General features: G+C 46.0%; 13 protein-coding genes, 1 tRNA gene and 1 pseudogene. 4 read left to right on the top strand and 11 right to left on the bottom strand.

Going from position 1 to position 15,531, the window contains the following annotated elements; all coding sequences use genetic code 11:
• Nucleotides 1-247: 247 nt before the first annotated feature.
• Nucleotides 248-1,312, top strand: a complete 1,065-nt coding sequence (gene recA / locus NDI48_19280) for a recombinase RecA (protein ID MEP0833316.1) — start codon at nucleotides 248-250, stop codon at nucleotides 1,310-1,312.
• Between the two features lie 128 nt (nucleotides 1,313-1,440).
• Here the strand turns inward: recA and NDI48_19275 are convergent, their stop codons facing one another.
• Together NDI48_19275 and NDI48_19270 are read right to left on the bottom strand one after the other, a co-directional pair.
• A complete protein-coding gene (locus tag NDI48_19275; protein ID MEP0833315.1) occupies nucleotides 1,441-2,187 on the bottom strand; it encodes an FHA domain-containing protein in 747 nt (248 codons plus the stop codon).
• 237 nt (nucleotides 2,188-2,424) lie between these two features.
• On the bottom strand, nucleotides 2,425-2,724 hold the full coding sequence (locus NDI48_19270) for a DUF3493 domain-containing protein (protein MEP0833314.1): 300 nt from the start codon (nucleotides 2,722-2,724) through the stop codon (nucleotides 2,425-2,427).
• A 167-nt stretch (nucleotides 2,725-2,891) separates the two neighbouring features.
• On the opposite strand from NDI48_19270, the gene NDI48_19265 reads away from it, so the two are divergent.
• Nucleotides 2,892-2,963 (top strand) — tRNA-Thr (locus NDI48_19265).
• Nucleotides 2,964-3,273: 310 nt separating this feature from the next.
• On the opposite strand, the pseudogene NDI48_19260 reads toward NDI48_19265, so the two are convergent.
• Nucleotides 3,274-4,341 (bottom strand): annotated as a pseudogene (locus tag NDI48_19260) (IS630 family transposase).
• A gap of 54 nt (nucleotides 4,342-4,395) precedes the next feature.
• A complete protein-coding gene (locus tag NDI48_19255) occupies nucleotides 4,396-4,944 on the bottom strand; it encodes a hypothetical protein (protein MEP0833313.1) in 549 nt (182 codons plus the stop codon).
• Nucleotides 4,945-5,083: 139 nt separating this feature from the next.
• Here NDI48_19255 and NDI48_19250 point away from each other — a divergent pair, with 139 nt between their 5' ends.
• The gene (locus tag NDI48_19250) at nucleotides 5,084-5,437 is read left to right on the top strand and encodes a hypothetical protein (protein ID MEP0833312.1); all 354 of its coding nucleotides are present in this window, start codon (nucleotides 5,084-5,086) and stop codon (nucleotides 5,435-5,437) included.
• 175 nt (nucleotides 5,438-5,612) lie between these two features.
• Here the strand turns inward: NDI48_19250 and folE are convergent, their stop codons facing one another.
• From folE to NDI48_19220, 6 genes are all read right to left on the bottom strand, one after another.
• Nucleotides 5,613-6,329: a GTP cyclohydrolase I FolE gene (gene folE / locus NDI48_19245; GenBank protein MEP0833311.1), complete on the bottom strand. Its 717-nt coding sequence runs from the start codon at nucleotides 6,327-6,329 to the stop codon at nucleotides 5,613-5,615.
• Between the two features lie 220 nt (nucleotides 6,330-6,549).
• Nucleotides 6,550-7,275 (bottom strand): SDR family oxidoreductase, encoded by a 726-nt coding sequence (locus NDI48_19240; protein ID MEP0833310.1) that lies wholly within the window; start codon nucleotides 7,273-7,275, stop codon nucleotides 6,550-6,552.
• Nucleotides 7,276-7,829: 554 nt separating this feature from the next.
• The gene (locus NDI48_19235; protein ID MEP0833309.1) at nucleotides 7,830-8,807 is read right to left on the bottom strand and encodes an acetyl-CoA carboxylase carboxyltransferase subunit alpha; all 978 of its coding nucleotides are present in this window, start codon (nucleotides 8,805-8,807) and stop codon (nucleotides 7,830-7,832) included.
• 114 nt (nucleotides 8,808-8,921) lie between these two features.
• Entirely contained in the window at nucleotides 8,922-9,944 is a 1,023-nt protein-coding gene (locus NDI48_19230) for a long-chain acyl-[acyl-carrier-protein] reductase (protein MEP0833308.1), read from the bottom strand.
• A gap of 177 nt (nucleotides 9,945-10,121) precedes the next feature.
• On the bottom strand, nucleotides 10,122-11,708 hold the full coding sequence (locus NDI48_19225) for a B12-binding domain-containing radical SAM protein (protein ID MEP0833307.1): 1,587 nt from the start codon (nucleotides 11,706-11,708) through the stop codon (nucleotides 10,122-10,124).
• Between the two features lie 92 nt (nucleotides 11,709-11,800).
• Nucleotides 11,801-12,496: an aldehyde oxygenase (deformylating) gene (locus NDI48_19220; protein ID MEP0833306.1), complete on the bottom strand. Its 696-nt coding sequence runs from the start codon at nucleotides 12,494-12,496 to the stop codon at nucleotides 11,801-11,803.
• Nucleotides 12,497-12,684: 188 nt separating this feature from the next.
• Here NDI48_19220 and NDI48_19215 point away from each other — a divergent pair, with 188 nt between their 5' ends.
• A complete protein-coding gene (locus tag NDI48_19215; GenBank protein MEP0833305.1) occupies nucleotides 12,685-13,527 on the top strand; it encodes a carbohydrate ABC transporter permease in 843 nt (280 codons plus the stop codon).
• 836 nt (nucleotides 13,528-14,363) lie between these two features.
• Here the strand turns inward: NDI48_19215 and NDI48_19210 are convergent.
• Complete coding sequence (locus NDI48_19210; GenBank protein MEP0833304.1) at nucleotides 14,364-15,452, bottom strand: fatty acid desaturase; 1,089 nt, start codon at nucleotides 15,450-15,452, stop codon at nucleotides 14,364-14,366.
• Between the last annotated feature and the right edge of the window lie 79 nt (nucleotides 15,453-15,531).

Below are 15,531 nucleotides of genomic sequence, written 5' to 3'. Positions count from 1 at the left end.
GAAATTGGCAACCTGTATTACAGCCCTGTTGCTTGCCAAGAGATATTATATTGACCAGGTATAAAAAACCCTGATGTTGGGCAGATAAATGTGCCAAAATGGCTGTAAATACAGGTTTTGAGCATCTTATAGAATGATAAACTCGCCTTCAACTCTTCCTGGCTGAGCGTTAAAATATGAGAACACTTGAACTGTAATTTCCAACACATCCTAGTCCCCCGTTGTTGAGGCATTAATGGCTACCCAAATCACAAACAGTCCCGACAAGGAAAAAGCCCTGAACTTGGTGCTAAACCAGATCGAGCGCACCTTTGGCAAAGGCTCCATTATGCGTTTGGGAGATGCCACTCGCATGAAGGTGGAGACTATCTCCACGGGCGCAATTACGTTGGATTTAGCCTTGGGCGGTGGCTTGCCCAAAGGGCGCGTTATCGAAATTTATGGCCCAGAAAGTTCCGGTAAGACCACGCTAGCCTTACATGCAGTAGCGGAAGTGCAAAAAGCTGGAGGCGTTGCCGCATTTGTCGATGCGGAACATGCCCTAGACCCCACCTACTCAGCGGCTTTAGGTGTTGACATCGCAAACCTCTTAGTTTCCCAACCGGACAATGGCGAAGCCGCACTGGAAATTGTCGATCAGCTCGTGCGTTCTTCAGCCGTGGATATCGTGGTTATTGACTCTGTCGCGGCTTTAGTGCCGCGTGCGGAAATTGAAGGCGAAATGGGGGATAACCAGGTTGGTTTGCAGGCGCGTTTGATGAGCAAAGCGCTGCGTAAAGTCGCCGGTAACATTGGAAAATCAGGCTGTACAGTGATTTTCCTCAACCAGCTTCGCCAAAAAATCGGCGTCACCTATGGCAGTCCAGAAGTGACTACAGGTGGTAATGCCCTCAAATTCTATGCTTCGGTTCGTCTAGACATTCGTCGGATTCAAACCCTGAAGAAGGGAAGTGAAGGCGAATACGGCATCCGTGCCAAAGTCAAGGTGGCTAAGAATAAAGTTGCACCTCCTTTCCGCATTGCGGAGTTTGACATTATCTTTGGCAGTGGGATTTCTCGATTGGGGTGTTTGGTTGACCTAGCCGAGCAAACTGGCGTTATTACTCGTAAAGGAGCTTGGTACAGCTACAACGGTGACAATATTGCTCAAGGTCGCGATAACACCGTCAAGTATCTGGAGGAAAATGCTGAGTTTGCCGCGAATGTGGACAAACAAGTGCGCGAGAAGCTGGATATGGGAGCCGTTGTTCAAGCGAACTCCGTCTCTCCTGTGGACATTGAGGAGGAAGAGGAGCTGTTTGAGGAAATTTAATTGGATGGGTTAAAGGGTTGAATGTTAGGAGGTTGCAGGTTGCAGGTTGTAGGTTAGAAGTTAGAACTCGTCAATCTGCTAACTTGCCAACTTACTAACTTTCCAGCCTCACAACTTTCAACCCTTCTTTAGTTTTGATCTGTCACCTTCTGAATCTGCCGACTGAAAAAGCGGTCTAAGATTTCTGACTGTTGAGTAGGGCTTAGCTGGGGTCTAGCAGCGTCTGAGGCTAAATCTTCTAGGTTCAAGTCATCTTGCAAAAATTCTGACGTTTGCTCTTTGTTCTCAATCAGTGGAGTCTTTAAGTTTTGTTCTGGCATCGGTTCCGCTGAGTGCTGTGCAGTTACCGGAGTGGGTATCACGGTTGCAGCGTTCAGTTTGGCCAGGATATCTGGAGGAGCTTCGTCTAACGTCTGCGTATCGTTACACAAAAAAAAGGAGAAGGCTAGGTTACTCAGTCGAACGCGATCGCCATCTTTGAGGGGCATACGACCATGTACCGGCTCACCATTGATGAAAGAGCCATTGGTGCTGTCGAGGTCAACCAAGTAGAAGCCCTCGTTTTTAATGTACTGAATCACAGCATGTCGCCGAGATAACCGCCGATCCGCAATCGGGATGGAAAGTTGGCGATCGCGTCCGATCGTCCAGATTCCTTGAGACTGTAGTAAGGTCTGAGTTTTCCCATCTGTCAGGTTTGTGACCACATAAACTTGCTCACCCTGAATCACACCTGTGAGACATCGGGTTGGGACACTTGAAAGACTTTTACTACTGGTTTTTTCAAGCTGAAGAATTTCGTCGAGCAGAGTGCGATGATGCTCGTAGAGCTTGAGAAAAACTTGATATAGACCTAGTCGCTGTTCGATTTCCATAGTTTCGGATGAACTCGACAGAGGCAGAGTATCTGCAGAGCCTGAAAGGGGATAGAGAGGAAGGTAGTCGTTAAGTTGTGAAACGATAAACACTAATCAGTCAGTCATACCATACCACTGGCTGACACACTCCGACACCTAACACTCCGTGATTTAATCTCAGTGAAACTTATCGGTTCTAGATCAGAGCGCCCCTACCCTTAAAAGTATTGACCTGATGACTAGAGTTAATCTGTGTTAGGGTTTACGTTCTGCCTGCCGATCAACGCGAAACAGCCAAACCATCAGAGCGACCACACCAATTTGTAGGGCAAAGTTGGGGAGGGCTGTCGCGACTTCATGACCCGCCGCTAATTGTCCGAGAAAGACAAAGGCACCGATAAACCCGGATGCCCCAAAAGCCAAGTAAATAAATTGCCTTAAGACCCGGTACGGGGCTTTTGCCTCAGCTTTTAATTTTGCATATTTTTCTGGACTGAGCTGTCGTGGGTTGATTTTACGATTGGGATTCCGATTTCTGGGTGTTGAGTTGGTCATCAGTTGTAAATTTTTCCTTCCTCATCTTCATGGTGACATGACTAAGGAAAATTTTTCTGCTATGGACTAGAAGTAGCTGTGCCAAACGCTGCCGAGTGAAATCAGCGAAAAAATTCAGCCAGGGATTTGAATTTTTTGCAGAAAGCTTGCTATATTAGTCTCTCGGTGCCGGTGTAGCTCAGTGGTAGAGCATTCGATTCGTAATCGAACGGTCGGCGGTTCAAATCCGCCCATCGGCTTTTTTTGTTGTACAGTGACTCGTTAGTTGTCGTCGGTAACGGATTGCTGTCGCCAAGACGAATTATGTGTCGTTGTGATAAATATTACTCATATGATGTCCGGTAAATCACCCATAATATAAATCGGGGTGCATTATTGAGGCCAGGGCAAGGTCAAAACGAGTAACCATTGAACCACATCTCAGCTTGGAATTGGTAATCGCGTTAGCTCAATGTCCAGTTGATACTGCTAAAAGTAGGTGTCGCTAAGCTGTTGGCGATCGCTGCGCTTACACTCAGATGATATGATCTCTAGAGAATTAACATATAATTAAGCCGCCAGTTCAGACCACCAATAGAAATTGGTTAAACCACGAACAAAATCAGGCTGGTCAATGATTTGGCAACAACGTTTAATTAACGCCTCCTCAACCCGATCAAGACTGTCAAAATTACGAGAAAGCAATTGGTTCATTGGTTAGTGTCCATAGACGCTCTGCGGGCTGTAATTCTGGCGAATGAGAAGGTAAAAACTCCAAGTGTATGCCTTCGGGAATTTCTACTTGGTCGCTGGTATGCCAGCCAGCTTGGTCAATAACCAACAGCACCTGCTTCCTCATGCCAATGTCAAAGTGTTGCGCGAAATCTGCTAGCACTCTGTTAAATAATTGAATGTTGACGTAGGGTAATATCCACCAATATGTTTGTCCAGTCTTTGGGTGGACAAAGCCATAGAGCCACAACCATTGAAAACGCCAATTTACTTTCGCCGTTGGTACTGTCCACTCATCAACCCAAATACGTCGAACTACTGGTTTCAAGCCAACTCGATGTTCATCCATTGCCCATACTTCCACGTCGGATTCTGGGTGTGCTGTTTGTATTTGTTCGACCTTGGTCGCAAAATTTTTTTTTCCACTCGGCCTGTTCTTCTTGGCTCGACTCTGTATGTTCGGGTCGGGGAACTCTTAGACGAAAACGCATTTGTTTGAGATATTCCCATCCCCGTTGACGACTGACACGACGACCAGTTAACTCAGCCATCCAGTTGGCCACCTTTCTACCATTCCACTGTCCTCCCTAAGAGAGGTGGCTCTTGTAGTGCCTGCCAAAGCAACGCTTGCTGCACATCATCTAATAGTGGTTCGCTACTTCCTTGGTTTGAGCTACGTTGGTCTCCCAAGCTCTCCGGTCCAATACGGTTGTAACCCCAAACCAACTCGTAGATCCAACTACGGCTATAGCCTGTAGCTGCTACCACTTCTTGTGTTGTTTTACCTTTGGCTAACAACCAAATGATTTGATAGTGTGTCCGCTTTAGTGGTTCCTTGGCTTTTCGGTAGCCCGTTTCTAACTCATCCTCGCTTAGATGTGGTTCGATGGTTACTCGTTTTGGCATTGCCCTAGCACCAATAATGCACCCCAATTTATATTATGGGTGATTTGCCGGACATCATATTACTGGCGGTTTCGGCTGTTTGTTATAACCTTCGTCTACTACAGCCTTACTCACTGTGTTAATTTCTAGAACAACTTGTCCTTTGTTATCTTCTTTGTAGGTATCAAAGAAAAATCCTAAAATAGTGGTTTTTTCTTTGACTTCTAAAATGAATTCGTCTTGTAAACCATTGAGCGAACACCAAGTTTCTGCAACTTCAAGACCAGTAAGATTAGAAACAAAGTTTCCATCTTTAATCCATAACAAAGCCCAAGGTTCTAATTGAAATCTTTGCTCAGAAGACCAATAAGTAGCGTTGCTTTCACGAATCTTTATCTTATAATTCCCTGGCTCCAATTCAACAAAATTGGAATTTGGTTGCTTCAGTTTAGATAGAACTTTTTCATCAAGAACATAACAGTTTTGCTTACTACCAACTGTTATAGTTTGAGGGTTGAAAGATGCTTTGTCGCTGCTAATTAAAAGGTTAATAGCTCCTTTGTTATCACTATTATTCACATCAAAGAACAAAGCACAGATAACAGCTTTCTCTTTGACTTCCAACTGTAACTTCTTGTTATATCCGTTTAAAGTTGTCCAAGTTGCGCCTGTTTCAGTGCCTGTGTTCGCTATATCTAGTGCCTTTACGTAAGTCCTGAAAATACTGGAACACCTAAAAAATCAGAACTGGCAGCAGGAGTTTATGAGTACAACTTATTCACGTCCAGGGCTTCAAGAGATGGCCAAGTATCACAAATTACTTTTATGGTCTATTTTAGTTGCTGTAGTTGCTAATCTGAGTCGCGTTTTCTGGGGGGATCAACCCATAGGGTATTTTGTATATTTAACAGCAGCAGCTTTTCAGATATTTGCGCTATGGAAGCTGGGACGATCACTCAATCTTTCAGTTGTATGGATGGTGTTGCTGATTATTGGCTTAGTCGTACCGTTTGTGGGTCTGTTGATACTCCTTTCCTTGCATGATAGAGCGATGAAAACCATGAAAGCGGCTGGTATAAAAGTAGGATTTATGGGCGCTGACCCCAAGTCTATCTAGCGCGGTGGTCTAACACTTGAGGGCAACGGACGGTCGAAAGCTCGCTTTGTCTATCTTTGTCCAGTTAAGTTAATTAGCGTATCCAGTCGTATTACATGAATAAATAGCTCATAAATAATGGGTAATTGGCTCGTTGTCTTTCCAATTACCCATTACTTTTTAAAAGATAGCAAGTTTAAAAGAAACTCGGTTGATGGCGAATCAGATTGAGGAATTCTTCACGGGTTTTTTGGTCTTCCTGAAAAACACCAACCATCGCACTCGTGACTGTCCAGGAACCTGGCTTTTGCACACCGCGCATCGCCATACACATGTGAGTGCCTTCCATGACTATCGCTACGCCCTTGGGTTCCAAGATGGTTTGAACGGCTTCAGCAATCTGGCGAGTCAGGCGTTCCTGCACTTGCAGCCGCCGTGCATACATCTCAACCACACGAGCCAGTTTGCTTAGTCCTACAACTTTTTGATTAGGGATGTAGGCGACGTGAGCCTTACCCATAAAAGGCAGCATGTGGTGTTCGCACAAGCTAAAGAAATTGATATCCCGGACAAGAACCATTTCATTATGACCCTCATCAAAGATGGCTCCATTGACTAATTCTTCCAGAGACTGATTATAGCCACTCGTCAGGAAGCGCATCGCCTCTGCCACTCGCTTAGGAGTTTTGAGCAGTCCTTCGCGCTCTGGATCTTCGCCAACGCCCAACAGCATAGTCCGCACAGCCTTCATCATTTCCTCGTTCAGTTCTTCCGAGGGCGGTTGTAAATTGGGTTCCCGACCATTGTGGGTGTTGCGATCGGGTCGTGTCTCGACCTGGGGGATGGGATTTGAGCTGTTGGGACTTGAAGCCGAGTTAGAGCTATTGAATGCGTTGGAAGAAGCAATAGTCATAATGAGCCTGATTGAATTGTTTAACAAAAATGGATGGACTTTTTGGGTTTGTTGCCCGGTTAAAGTTAGAAGGTTGTTCGCGTAGCGTTCCCCGAAGGGGTAGGGTAGGGGTAGGTTGAAGGTCAGAACTTTTCAGTTGCTTTCTTTGTTGTGTTTGCCAACTGCGGATTTTCCAACTCTTGTGACCCATAACTAGCAACTAAACAGCCAGACCGTTAGTTTAAAGTGCCCCCGCACTAGGCATCAAAGTGACTGAATCGATCACGGCTTGTTCTGGCATCATGACAGCGTGCAGAATCGATTGTGCCACAATTTCAGGAGTCAGCATGGCTGACCGATTGAGGTCAACTTTAACGGTATCTGTATCCCATATCGGAGTATTCACGGCACCAGGAGAGAGGGTAACAACGCGAATGCCATGAGCACGTTCTTCTGCGGCCAGAGTTTTGGAGAGAGCAATAAGACCGGCTTTACTGACGCTGTAGGCACCCCATTCGGGAAAGAACTGTTGACCTGCAATCGAGGCAACGTTGATAATAGTGCCCCGTTGCTGCTGACGCATAGTCGGTAGAACACCTAGAATACACTGAAATACGCTAGTCAGATTCAGATCAATGACTCGCTGCCAGTCCGATAAAGGAGTCTCGATTAAGGGATTGGTGTAACCCATCCCAGCATTATTAACCAGAATATCAATGGGAGCAAAATCGGCGGCGATCGCATTGATTTCTGATTTCACCTGCTCCATCTTGGCTAAATCTAGAGGATAAGCCTTCGCTTCCACCCCAGCTTCACGGGCCATTGTCGCGATCGCTTCTAACTTATCCTGAGAACGACTGACTAGGGCAACATCAATCCCTGCCTGGGCAAACGCCAAAGCGGTTGCCTTGCCAATACCACTGCTTGCCCCAGTAATCAGGGCACGTCGTTGATTTTGAGAAGTCATGAAATCTTCCAGTACTCTCTACCTCAATGCTCCCACTTGATCCTGCCAGCGCATTCTGTGTAATCACTGAATTTTGGCTGAGGAGCTGCTAACATTCATTAACCTGCTAATGCTTGTAACTCTGGCATTGGAGTTAAGTCTGCTGCCATCCCTAAACGAGATTAAACTCTACAAAATTTCTCCTGGCTTTTGGATAGCACAGATTACCTCTCTTTTCTATTAGGCAGTTAGTCCCCAAAGACACAACCAAGCGTTTAGGCTGCTGACGCTGGGGGGAACATAGACTAACTCCCTCGAATCAAGCCAATGTAAAAAAATGTTACCTAAAAATTATATCACTAGGAAAGGTTAACGAGGTCAAACCCACAAGGACTGACGCCATCAATTAAAAGTAGGCTGTGTAATTAAAACAGCCTACTCCATTTAAGGTCTAATCAGAAAATTGGTCAAAGTTTTAAGCCATTGAATTTTTCAAAGCCACCTAAAAGACCTGATCTATGGCTTTTCCTCTGTTCCTCAGAAATAACCCTCGTCTCTGACAATTTTCACCCCATTCAGGCGGAAAGTTCTGTAAAAACGCCAATGTTACGGAATTTTTGATAGCGCAACTCCCGGCGCTGCCCTGAGGCCATGTGGTTCAGAGTTTCTAGGTTTTGCAGTAGGGCTTCTTTCAGGGTAGAAGCGGCTGTTAACGGGTCAGAATGGGCACCCCCTACGGGTTCTGGCAGGATTTGGTCAATAATCCCCAACTCTTTGAGATCTGAAGCGGTCATCTTCAAAGCGGCAGCGGCTTCTGGGGCTTTGGCAGCGTCTCGCCAAAGAATAGCAGCACACGCCTCAGGTGTAGCCACCGTGTAGACGGCGTGCTCAAACATTAATAATCGCTCACCCACGCCAATGCCCAAAGCGCCGCCCGAACCCCCTTCACCGATCACGGTACAGATAATCGGGACATCGAATTTAAACATTTCTCGGAGATTGTAAGCGATCGCTTCTCCCTGACCCAACTCTTCCGCCTTGACACCCGCCCAAGCCCCTGGGGTGTCGATAAAGGTCAAAATTGGCATCCCAAAGCGATCGGCATGTTCCATTAACCGCAGCGCCTTACGGTAACCACCGGGGGAAGCCTGCCCAAAATTGCGGACAATATTATCTTTGGTATCTCGACCTTTTTGATGACCCAGCATCACCACGGAACGCCCGCCCACACGCCCGACACCCCCCACTAAGGCCGGGTCATCAGAACCGCCCCGATCGCCATGCAGTTCAATCCATTCATCACTAATCGCCTGAATGTAATCCAGGGTACTCGGACGCTTAGGATGACGGGCTAGCTGTAAGCGTTGTCCGGGCGATAAGCCGCTGAAAATCTCCTGACGCAATTGCACAGCGCGTGCCTCCAGTTGGCGGATTTGGTCAGAAACATCGACGTTGTTTTCCTCGGCAAGTTCACGAATCTGGCTAATTCGTGCCTCCAACTCAACAAGTGGCTTTTCAAAATCGAGAAGCAAGGTTCGGTTTTCAGGGGTCATGGGTGATGCATTAAAGAGTTGAAGGTTAAAGAGTTGAAGATTACAAGGTGGAAAGGTTGAAGATTGGAAGCCCTAATCTTCAACCCGATCGCCTTGCTAACCTGTCACCCTTTGCTAAAAGCTCAGTAGGGGTCTAAATCCGTGTTTAACGGAAATCTGTCCAATTTTGTCCATGTTTTCTACCGTAATCTGATTGCGTCCCCAAGAAAAGTTGGTGTACCACTTTTCAAACTCTAGGAGCATTGACTCGGCAAAACAGGCAAATAGCTGACGCCCTGGAACCTGCATATTGACGATTTGCATGATTTTCCAGTCAATATCGAGGGAATGCTCCACAATGCCCCCATTTAGGACGTAGACGCCGGGATGCTGAATCTGATTCCCCATGTTTTTCGGGTAGCCACCATCGATTAGTAAACAAGGTTCCTTCAAAACCGAAAAGTCGATTTCGATGCCCTTGGGCATACTCGCCACCCAAACGACGATATCCGCTTGGGGTAGGGCTTCTTCCAATCCCATGATTTTGCCACGACCCAATTCGTCCTGCAAGGCTTGTAAACGCTCTTGATTGCGGGCAATTAACAACAACTCCGCGACATCCGTTCTGGCATCCAGCCAACGGCAGACGGCACTCCCAATATCTCCCGTTGCCCCACATACTGCAACCGTGGCTTTGGACAGTTCAATTCCTAACTTTTGCGAGGCTTGTTCCACTTGGCGACAGAGGATGTAAGCCGTGTGGGTGTTCCCAGTGGTGAAGCGATCAAACTCTAGCTTGATATTGCGAACTTGCTTGCTTTCGTGCAATTTGAATTCTTCAAAAATAATCGAGGAAAAGCCTCCTAATGCGGTAATATTGATGCCATACTTTTGGGCGTGAGCCATCGCGTTCAGGATTTTCCGGATGGCTGCCTTAATTCTGCGATTGGCGAGCATCTCAGGGAGAAAGCAAGATTCTACGTACCGACCTTCAATGACTTGCCCAGTGATGCTTGTGACCTTGATGGTATCAACGATTTGAGGCGGCGCACTGCACCAAAAATCTAACCCTTGGTCGGCATATTCTGGGTAGCCTAGCTCTTTAGCAACGGCTTGAGCGTGTTCCAAACTGGTAAGGTGACCGATAAGACCAAACATGTATTGCTCGCTTGTAAAGCTGTAAATCAGCCGGAATGAGGTTAAGGGAAAGAAGAAGAAATCGTTAAGGACTTTACAAAATATTACAAAAAATTGCCGCCTCCAAGAGCGGCAAGCTGAAAAAAGAGTAGAGATTCTCTCGGCTCGATTTTAAAGGAGTGGCGCTCCAAACTAGGACTAACCTCCTACTAGTGCGGGTTCTCGTTCTGGTGTTACGGTCTGTGTCAACGGGTCGAACCCTAGCTGCTGAGTAATTCGTTCTCTGGCTAAAACCCGGTACTCCCAGAAATGCTCGCCAGCAGCACACAGTCCTAAATACATATTAAGAAATTGCGGCTTGGTACGGAGAATAATCCAAAGTTGTTGCCAAAATTGTCCACGAATTTCAGGTCGTCGTATTCCTTGATGCCAGATCAACTGAGCTACGAGTCTAATGCCCTTGCCTGGGGGAAAGTACATATTTTGGTTAAGCCGGGGATTAGGGTTGATATTCAAGCATTGTTGGAAGCAGCGTCGGAGATAGTTTTTGGGTTCGTATATTGCCCAGAGGGCATCAACATACTCTTGGGCAACTTCAGTCATCGGGCGGGTGGGCTGGAAATTCATCAATGAATTCTGATCACCTATCTCAACCGCACCCAAGCCCTCTAATAGTCGCTGTTCTTGTTTGAGTCGTTGCCATAGTGCTGTATTGGGTAGTGCTTGCAGAACACCAAGCATGGGTTGAGGAATGCTGGTTTGTTCGACAAATGCTCGAATCCGCTCACCAGCACCAGCCCTTTCTCCGTCAAAGCCAATGATAAATCCCGCATAAATGAGCAACCCAGCTTTATTGATGATATGACAGGCTTCTACTAGGGGGTTGCGGGTATTCTGACTTTTGCGAGTGACTTTAAGGCTATCTTGATCGGGAGTTTCAATGCCGAGAAAGACACCATAGAAACCCGCTTTAGCCATCAGATCGAGCAGTTCACTATCTTCTGCTAAATTAACGGAAGCCTCGGTCAGGAAGGTAAAGGGATAATTCCGCTCCTGCATCCATGGAATCAATTCTCGCAACAGGCGTTTAACATTGCGCTGATTACCGATAAAGTTGTCATCAACCATGAATAGAGAACCCCGCCAGCCTAAGTCATATAGAGCCTGCAATTCTGCCAGAATTTGACTTGGCTCTTTCGTGCGAGGTTTACGACCATAAAGGGTGATAATGTCACAAAATTCGCAATTGAAGGGACAACCCCGAGAAAATTGGATGGCCATCATTAAGTAGGCATCCCGATTGAGGAGATCGAAACGAGGCATGGGGCTTTTGCTCACATCTGGCTTCTCAGCCGCACGAAAGATGCCTCGCTCTTCTCCTTGAGCAATTGCCTCTAGAAATAACGGAACCGTGATTTCCCCTTCATCCAAAACTAAATAATGGGCACCCGCCTCCAACGCGGCTTCTGGCATGGAGGTGGGGTAGGGCCCCCCAATGGCTACTTTTTTCCCTAAGCGCACAGCTTTTTGAATTTGGGCGAGAAAGTCTTGCTTCTGTGCCAGCATGGCAGAGAGAATGACAATGTCACACCACTCCCAATCCCCATCGGTTTCTTCGTTAACATTGCGGTCATGAAACCGAATTTCCCAGTCTTCTGGAAGCAGGGCGGCGACTGTGATGATTCCCAAGGGAGGAATAGACGCCTTCAGTCCAGCCATTTCCATAAATCGGTCATAAGACCAGAAGGTTTGGGGAAAGCGGGGGTAAAGTAGTAAAGCTTTCATAGGTTTTTTCCTAAAAACTAGGATTTTCTTAAATTACCCCCCCTTATACCACCGCCTTTTCGTAACGGATTAGGCAATCGGGTTAAGTTGTGTTAAGCCGCTGTTAGACCGTAGGCTGACATCCGCATAATGTCACGGGTGGTAAAACCAATGTTGCTCAAGGCTTCACCGTAGGCGATCATGAAGTCTTCAACGAGCGCATCTTTTTCCATGCCTAGGATGTGAGCATCGTCTTCAACTTGGTTAAGCATCCGCCAAACCAGGGGTAGGTTTTGACGATTGGCTTGTTCCAGTTCAGCTTTAGACGCTTCAAAATGTTCTTTCAGCCAAACTTCACCAAAGTTCAGGTGCATGTACTCGTCTTTAACCACCCCTTCGGTAATTTTTCGAGCGAAGTCGTCAGCGACGGGAATATAGATGTTGTAAGCCGCGATCGCAAAACACTCGATAATCAGTGATTGAATCAGCAAACACGTCACCACATTGCCCGTTGCGGCTGCCTTCTGAAAGTTGCTATGCAACTCGCTGAAGTACTGTTGAGCAAACTCCATATCGGGCGTCACACTCAGATTCCGACCACAGGCTTGAAAACCCTTCATGTGGCGGCTTTCCATCTTCGATAGGCGCTGGAGTTCATCTTTGTGGTCTGGCAGCAGTTGGGCTAGTGTGATGTAATTATCGTGAGCCTCCTGTTCACCTTCAATCACGATCGCATTGATGCGGCTGTAGGCGTCCTTGTAGGATTCACTGGTGAAATCGAACTCTGGACTGACTGCAAGCTGCTGCATAGGTCGATTGTCTCCTGTTTGCATGAGATAGGATGCTAACACTTTGCTTGACCCGGTGCCTTAAGGTGGGGTCAAACCCTTCATTTGTACTTAACCTGTCAATGTTATACGTTGCTTGTCCTCAGGCAATAGCCCCCCAGACAGAATATTCCATTAGACATTTCCAGCATAAAATTAAACCGGTAGAAATGCCTAAAATCCCTCAGAAAAACCCCTCCCCGTCGTTTGGGAAATGGCTAATTGTGACTTTGCTTCTCATAGGGGCAGCTTTTGTTCTATTTCCCTTAGCCATTGTTTTGTTAATGTCTCTGGCACCTACTGGGACAAGTGCTACCAGCGGCAACCTCGCGCCCAAAGGACTCACCCTGGTTCACTATCGGCAAGCTTGGGCTAGCGGGAACTTTCTATTGGCGTTTGCGAACTCCACCGTTGTCGCCCTTGCCGTAACGGGGTTTCAGGTGATTACCTCTGCCCTGGCAGGCTATGCCTTGGCAAGGCTCAAATTTCGGGGGCGTCAAACGCTTCTCCTCCTCGTTTTGGCAACCCTGGTGATTCCCTTTCAGATTTTAGTGGTACCAATCTTTCTAGTACTGAAGTGGGGCCACCTAGTCAATACCTACGGAGCACTGATTTTACCGACAGCAGCAAGTGGCTTCGGTATTTTTCTGTTACGGCAATACTTCCTCACCGTACCCGTGGAGTTGGAAGAAGCGGCGGCCTTGGATGGGGCAAACCGACTCCAAATTCTCTGGCGGGTCATGCTACCCTTGTCTCGACCCGCGTTGGTGACGCTATTTTTGTTTACGTTTATCGGTGAGTGGAACGATCTGTTCAAGCCCCTTGTTTTCACCACGCGACCGGAATTAAGAACAGTTCAACTCGCTTTGGCAGAGTTTCAGGAGCAATTTACCAATAACTGGTCATTACTGATGGCTGCTGTAGTGATAGCTACCTTACCAGTAGTGGTCGTGTTTCTTTTCGGTCAGCGGCAGTTTATCCAAGGCATTGCCACAACCGGGATTAAGAATTGAACTGAGACAAGCGCTCGCTAGCGTACTCTAATTGACTTCATACTTCAGTCTTCAGCTAACGTTTTGTTTTTGTGAAGATATTTCTTTCCAAAAAAACTGTTCTTATTCTATAACTTCATGAAAACTTCACTAACTCTTCATCATTGCTCAACCTAAATCCAATCTTAGGATTTCAGACTGTTTAATGAAGGAGTTTAAAACGAAATAAATCTTGTCGTTATCCTCCTGTAAAAGTGGTTGGAAAATCCCCTTGGCTGTGTGTTGGATGCTCACCAAGGGACTTTTCTTGGCTAAAGTCAGGAATATTCCTCAATCCGTAGAAAAGTAAATCCATAAAATTTTACTGGGAAAGAGGTTTTCTTAGACAGAAGTCTAACTAACAGTCGAGAGCTTTCTCGCTTCATCGAACTCGATAATCTAACAAAGTACATGGCTGAAAAAGACATCAAAATTAAGTTCCCTCTCTGGCCGTTTCTCAACCAGCCCGTCTTTAGTGGCAAAACTAAACTCATACTAAATCCCAGGTACTTCGCTTATCTCTACAGAGTTCAGCTTTTAGAAGTTTGTTGGGATAAAGAGTGTAACTCTAAAGGTCGTCCTTGTAACTAATATTAATTCGCGCACTAATGCCAGGGAATATAAGCTGTAGGGTGCATTAGGCGCATACTATGGGTAAATTTTGGCACCATAACATACCAACGTCATGCGGTGCGTTAACGAAGTGTAACGCACCCTACGAATTTAACTACATGGGGAAAATCGGATTCAAATTCTTTGGCGAGTCATGCTACCCTTGCCTCGACCCGCCTTGGTAATTCTTCAGCCGTAAAAACTAATTATTTATGACTAAGAGGGCAAATAACATCCTTTTCCCCTGACCAATTTGTAAAGGTATTTTCATCTTTGTAATGCCGAGGAGTTTGCCGCAGCAAGCGCCAAGCTTCCCCAGCATCTATTAAGTTCATACGCTCAGGATAGTGAGTTTCTAATAACTCTTGAACCATTGGATAATAATCAGAATTCATTCCTGGAAAAATATGATGCTCGGTATGGTAAGAGAAATTTAAATGCAACTTATCAAAGAGTTTATAAACCCGTAGAGAAACACTATTGAGTAGTGGATCGTTAACGATTGTCATGGGGCAAATCATGTGATTTGTATAAATATAAAAAAACATTCCCGCATAGCCAATCCCCAGGGGTATAAAGTAGCTAAGCACGAGTTTTATTAAGTCAAATTGCAGATAAGCCACGATACTGAGATGAATCATTAAGATCAGAAAAAATTCTCCTGCGATCGCCAGACGGTCTTTAGCACTGACCCTAACGGCGGCAGGAACATAATCAACAGATTCATCATTAAAGAACAGCACAGAGGTCAGATTGCGAAACGTATAAAGTAGCCATGAAGTCGGCATCCCCAATGCCAACCCTATGAAATTGACTTCACTAGAAGGTTCTATAAGATGCTGAAACCATTTCCCCCAGGTATTAGGCTGCTCGTATAAGTAATTACGATCAGGATCATCGAAGGAATTTGTTTTACTGTGATGCACTCGGTTATGAACGGATTTCCAGAAGGTTGGTGGCATCCATCCTATCGCGAACCCCAGGAAGCCAATCATACGAATCAGCCTGGGGTTCCTAATCACGCTGCCATGCATGACTTCATGAGAGCTAAATAGCAAGACAGTAACGCTATTGCCCATCACCACAGCTAGGGGTAAATATAGCCATAAAAGATATGGAGACCAACGATCCAGATGAGACGCGATCGCCCAGCCGAGTATCAAGATTGCCAGATTAATGAACAAAATGACTAACTTACTGCGATCGGCGGCAAAAGCTTCAGCCGGCAGCATGGAACGTAATTTTTTTGCATAATCTACTTGAGGAATCAGTGTTTTATCTCTATCAATAGTCATAGATTTTGATGAATTTTTCAGAAGATATTAAGAAAAAACTAACTAAATTTAAACCCTTCTTTAGTGTGATATAGTGGCA

Origin of the sequence: Microcoleus sp. AS-A8, assembly GCA_039962225.1 — a bacterium.
GTDB lineage: Bacteria > Cyanobacteriota > Cyanobacteriia > Cyanobacteriales > Coleofasciculaceae > Allocoleopsis.
This window is presented reverse-complemented; position numbering and strand designations above follow the sequence as displayed.

What these genes read in the sequence shown, in the direction of transcription:
- NDI48_19275 (MEP0833315.1), bottom strand. Translation starts at nt 2,187, where the DNA reads ATGGAAATCGAACAGCGACTAGGTCTATATCAAGTTTTTCTCAAGCTC.
- NDI48_19270 (MEP0833314.1), bottom strand. Translation starts at nt 2,724, where the DNA reads ATGACCAACTCAACACCCAGAAATCGGAATCCCAATCGTAAAATCAAC.
- NDI48_19250 (MEP0833312.1), top strand. Translation starts at nt 5,084, where the DNA reads ATGAGTACAACTTATTCACGTCCAGGGCTTCAAGAGATGGCCAAGTAT.
- folE (MEP0833311.1), bottom strand. Translation starts at nt 6,329, where the DNA reads ATGACTATTGCTTCTTCCAACGCATTCAATAGCTCTAACTCGGCTTCA.
- NDI48_19240 (MEP0833310.1), bottom strand. Translation starts at nt 7,275, where the DNA reads ATGACTTCTCAAAATCAACGACGTGCCCTGATTACTGGGGCAAGCAGT.
- NDI48_19235 (MEP0833309.1), bottom strand. Translation starts at nt 8,807, where the DNA reads ATGACCCCTGAAAACCGAACCTTGCTTCTCGATTTTGAAAAGCCACTT.
- NDI48_19230 (MEP0833308.1), bottom strand. Translation starts at nt 9,944, where the DNA reads ATGTTTGGTCTTATCGGTCACCTTACCAGTTTGGAACACGCTCAAGCC.
- NDI48_19225 (MEP0833307.1), bottom strand. Translation starts at nt 11,708, where the DNA reads ATGAAAGCTTTACTACTTTACCCCCGCTTTCCCCAAACCTTCTGGTCT.
- NDI48_19220 (MEP0833306.1), bottom strand. Translation starts at nt 12,496, where the DNA reads ATGCAGCAGCTTGCAGTCAGTCCAGAGTTCGATTTCACCAGTGAATCC.
- NDI48_19215 (MEP0833305.1), top strand. Translation starts at nt 12,685, where the DNA reads ATGCCTAAAATCCCTCAGAAAAACCCCTCCCCGTCGTTTGGGAAATGG.
- NDI48_19210 (MEP0833304.1), bottom strand. Translation starts at nt 15,452, where the DNA reads ATGACTATTGATAGAGATAAAACACTGATTCCTCAAGTAGATTATGCA.